The organism is Hymenobacter antarcticus (assembly GCF_039539545.1).
GTDB lineage: Bacteria > Bacteroidota > Bacteroidia > Cytophagales > Hymenobacteraceae > Hymenobacter > Hymenobacter antarcticus.
In genome coordinates this window covers 92,671-97,247 of sequence record NZ_BAABDI010000013.1, presented here as the reverse complement: position 1 = coordinate 97,247, position 4,577 = coordinate 92,671, and the positions used below count along the sequence as shown (strand labels likewise).

Sequence of the window (4,577 nt, the reverse complement as noted above, 5' to 3'; positions counted from 1 at the left end):
CCATCAGCAACGAGTTGCGGGTAACGCCCAACGCGGTGACGGCCGGCACGATTAGCGGTGGCGGCACGCTGTGCGCGCCGTTTGACGCGGACGCGTTTGCCAGCGAGACGCCCGGCAGCGGCGGCGGGGCCATCACCTACCAGTGGCAGAGCCGAACGGGCACGGCGGACTTCGTCAACATCGGCACGGCCACCCTGGCCACGTACGACGCGCCGGCCGTGACGGCCGCGACCGACTTCCGGCGCGTGGCCACGAGCACGCTCGGCGGGGTGCCCTGCGCCGACAACAGCAACGTGCTCACGGTAACGCCCAACGCCATCATTGCCGGTACGATTAGCGGCAGTGCTAAGGGCTGCTCGCCCTACGACGCGGTGGCCTTCACCGCGCCGGAAGCGACCGGCAGCGGGCTCATCACCTACCAGTGGCAGTCGAGCACGACCAGCGCCACCGCCGGTTTTAGCGACATTGCGACGGGCGGCACTTTGGTTGGCTACGACCCCGGGTCGCTGACGGCGACCACCTGGTTCCGGCGCATCGCCACCTCCACGCTCGGCACCGTGGCCTGCCCGGCCACCAGCAACGTGCTCACGGTAACAGTTACCGGCCCCTGCGTTACTGCGCACATTTTTCCCACACAAACCACTTGCTGCAACTACTTGAGCGGCACCACGGCCCAGCTGCTGAATGCATGTTTGACGTTGACTCCAAAAGGTAGTAATGCAATGGTTGTGAATGCAATACCGGGGGTGTTCTTTTATTATGGTAGCTACAAACCCACGAAAGATGGTCAGACGACGATTACCGTGCAACAGGCCGTCACATTTGGTTCCTGCAGTAAGCCGTTTAGCGCTCAGAATACGTCCAACGTGCGCTTGTCAGTAGGCAGTTGCCAATCGGTGCCGGGCACGGTTATCTATTCTTTGAATTCAACCGGCACTATTGCTACCATTACGTTCATGGCAGAAGCCACGAAGACGTATGTGGTATCGGTCAAGTACGATATGAAGTCGATAATTGGGGCTACGGTACCTGCCACTGCTAATCTTGCAACTGCAGCAACCTTCACCTTCTCCATGACTGCTGCCCTCGGCGGTGGTTCAGCAACTCTTGTTGATGGCTCTACCGGCCAGCTGCCGTTGGTCAATGGCTGCTCGGATACCACGCCGCCCGCTTCTGGCACCTGCCCAGTGGCACGGAGTGTGACTTCTACCTCTTCGCTGAACCAAGAACTGGCAGGTGAGATGACGACCAGCGTGTTCCCGAACCCAACCTATTCCGACGCTACGATTACGTTCTCCGTGCCTAAAGCCGGCCGCGTGGAAGTAGTGCTCTACAATGCGCTGGGTGCTAAAGTGGCGACGCTCTACGACGGGCAAGCAGCGGCCGGCGAACTGAAATCGGTAGCGCTGAAAGGTACTGACCTTGCTACTGGGGTATACTTCTACCGGGTAAATGCCGATGGCATGAGTAAGAGCAACCGCTTCGTTATCGTGAGGTAGATTGTTGTTTCGCTCATCATTGGTAAAAGAAAGACCCGCCTGATTAGGCTTGTCCTTACCCAAAACTCAAAAGCCCTTCCGGCCATATGGCCGGAAGGGCTTTTTTGAACGGTTGCCTATCCGGTTTGCCGCTTTTCAAGCGGAATTAGCCAGTAAAAAAAGGCCTTGGCGTTACCTCTGAGAAGCCGAAGAAAGATTTGGGTAAGGACAAGTTCCGCCGTGGGCAGGCCTTTTTTCAAGTGCGCTAATTCCCTTGCTGCTACGCCTTGCTTCGTTGGATAGCCCTGCCTATTGCCCGGCCCTGGTGCGAGGTTGGCGGCAGGCTTATTCAACCCTCACACCGAACACCTGCACGACGCAGTTGGCCAGCAAAGGCTTTTTTGGGATTAGGCCTAAACGAATGCAAAAAACACGAATGGATTACCTGAACCGGACCCTCACTGGCAATCGAAGAGTGCGTGGGCCATTTGACCTGGTTGTTGCTTCCGCTAAGTTGCCGGTAAGGGAGACGTGTAAGCTGGTGACTTCTTGATTTTAATACCCTGTTAATCAATAAATTGTGAATAGTATTGTGAGTGGCCAACAGCTGTGGCCGTAGCGTGCGGATGAAAAAAAGCTGCTTTTATCAAGATAAAATGACATTACTGAATTGTTTCTATTCAGCCACCATCACGGTAAAATTAAAAATAATATATTTATTATTTTGTTATAAGATAAAATATATATAAATTAACAAATACTTAGATAAGGTTTCCTCTCCCAGGCACGGAGACCTTGGCTTGTAACCTGGTGCACTACCCAATACCACGGGTAGGGATATGAAATCTTTGCTAGTCAGAGGAGTAGAAAAGATTTTCTCGCCGTAGCTGCCAGCATTTGCCCACCTCGCTTCTCCGCGTCGCCCCGGATTAAGGCAAACAGCTGGTTTCCCGCTAAAGACAGGTGTTTTCTCTGGCCCCTGGCTATGGAACGGGACTTTACGGCCCCGTGATTGCCGCTCTCTTGCCGCCACGGTTGCCCGTTGCGTGCTACCTGTTGGCTGCTTGGCAGCCCTTGCATAAGCTGATGTTGAAAAATCATTTTAATCTGCATACCCATGAAGCCTTATTACCCCACACTTTCGCTCGTGCTTGTTAAATCAAGCCCCACCACTGATTGCCTGCAAGCCCTCCAGCTGTTTGGTCGGCAATTGTGGCACTACGCCGTGGCAGTATTTGCGGTCCTGCTGCTCCTCAATACCGCCGCTTTAGCCCAAAATGCCGTGCCGCCGGGCGTAGCCCCGGTGCCTTTGCCCTCTCCCCGGTCTAATGGGACCACGACCGGATTCGCGATAGATGGTGACCTGAACGCCTACATTGGGGATGCTCTGGTCTACCAGAATGCGGGCGACTGGCTGCCTAATGCACCAGGGTTCGGCGGCGTACTGACGGCTGCAGGTAACCAGCCCGTAACACCGCCTACACGTATTTTTCATTCGCTAGACGCATACGGTAGTACTGATGATATTTTCGAAGGGGGGAGTAAGATAAATTCAAACCCCGGGACCAGTGCTGTCACCTGGAAGATTGGCGGACCCAATCCCTCGAAAAACGATATCAATAACGTCCTCGTCTACATAGCGGAAGCAACCACCGGCTCAACTACTGGCACCATCCGAGTTGGCGACACTTGGGTCATGATGGCTGGGGACAGGGCAACCAAAGAAGGCAACAGCTTTCTGGCCTTCCAGTTTCTGCAGAAAACCTTAACCAAAAACACTAATACCCGCACATTCACCAGCTTGGGCACGGACGGTGGCCGCACCGTTGGTGATGTCCAGGTGACGGCAGAGTTTGTCAATGGCGGCACTGTTCCGAACCTGTATTACGAAGAATGGAAAGCTGTGCCAGCAGGTAGCACAACTTATGACTGGGTACCCCTCAACAACCTACCAGTCGGAATCGCCTACGGCCGCACCAACGGGGCCTTGCTAAGCACCGTGCCTTACACCGTTTTTGGGGGTTCTTCCTATGCCGCAAATTTATTCGCTGAAGTTGCCGTCGACATTTCCGCGGTGTACAGAAGTGTGACGTCTACTTGCGTGGGCAAAATCTCAACGTTGTGGGTGGTGACCAAATCATCGTCGTCATCGTCCGCTAACATGACTGATTTTGTGGACCCCATCCAATTGGACCTCCGAATAAATGTGACGGCCGATGCGGGTTTGGATAAGGCCGTTTGCGCCGGTGGCTCAACTACCATTGGCACTCCCGCTGCATCGGGGTTCACCTACGCTTGGTCGATTGGCAATGCAGCTCCGTTCGCTACGACTGCTGAGGTCTCAGTGACTCCGGCCGCTAACACCACCTACAAGCTGACTGTGACAAAAGTGGGGGCACTCTGCTCATCGCCGCCCGACGAGGTAACGGTGACCGTGAACAGTAATCCCATAGCCAACGCGGGCATTGCCCCAGCAACTCAATGCGCCATCACGGAGGGTAACTCATTCATCCTAGCCGGCTCGGGCAGCAATGGCATGCCGTCGTGGGCGGTGTCCAGTAATCCGAACAACCTGACTGTGAATATCACCAACGGCAGCACCTACACACCGACCATCGCAGTGAGCGGGGGCAGCGGTACGGTGACTTTGAGCCTGACCGTGACCAGTGGCTTCACGCCTACTTGCGGAACCGCCACGAGCAATGTGGCCGTTATGGTGAAGGCTGTGCCGACGGCTAGTGCGGGCACGGCGCCGGCGGCCCAATGCGCCATCACGGAGGGTAACTCATTCATCCTGGACGGCTTGGGCAGCAATGGCACGCCGTTGTGGGCGGTGTCCAGTAATCCGAACAACCTGACCGTGGGCATCGCCAGCGGCAGCACCTACGCACCAACCATTGCGGTGAGCGGGGGCAGCGGTACCGTAACCCTGCGCCTGACCGTGAACGGGACTGCGAATCCCTTGTGTACTGCCGCCACCAGCGAGGTAACGGTGACGGTGAACCCCAACCCGACGGCCAGCGCGGGAACTACTCCGGCGGCGCAGTGCTTCAGCGCCAACGGCAATACCTTCAGCCTGAACGGCAGCGGCGCGAATGG

At 56.0% G+C, this 4,577-nt stretch carries 2 protein-coding genes; both read left to right on the top strand.

The annotated features are described in order from the left end of the window. Nucleotides 1–1,499, top strand: a 1,499-nt coding sequence (locus ABD819_RS11015; RefSeq protein ID WP_345124133.1) for a T9SS type A sorting domain-containing protein, incomplete at its 5' end; no start/stop codon positions are given. 1,096 nt (nt 1,500–2,595) lie between these two features. Beyond that, nucleotides 2,596–4,577: hypothetical protein (locus ABD819_RS11010; protein WP_345124131.1), on the top strand; the 1,982-nt coding region annotated here is incomplete at its 3' end.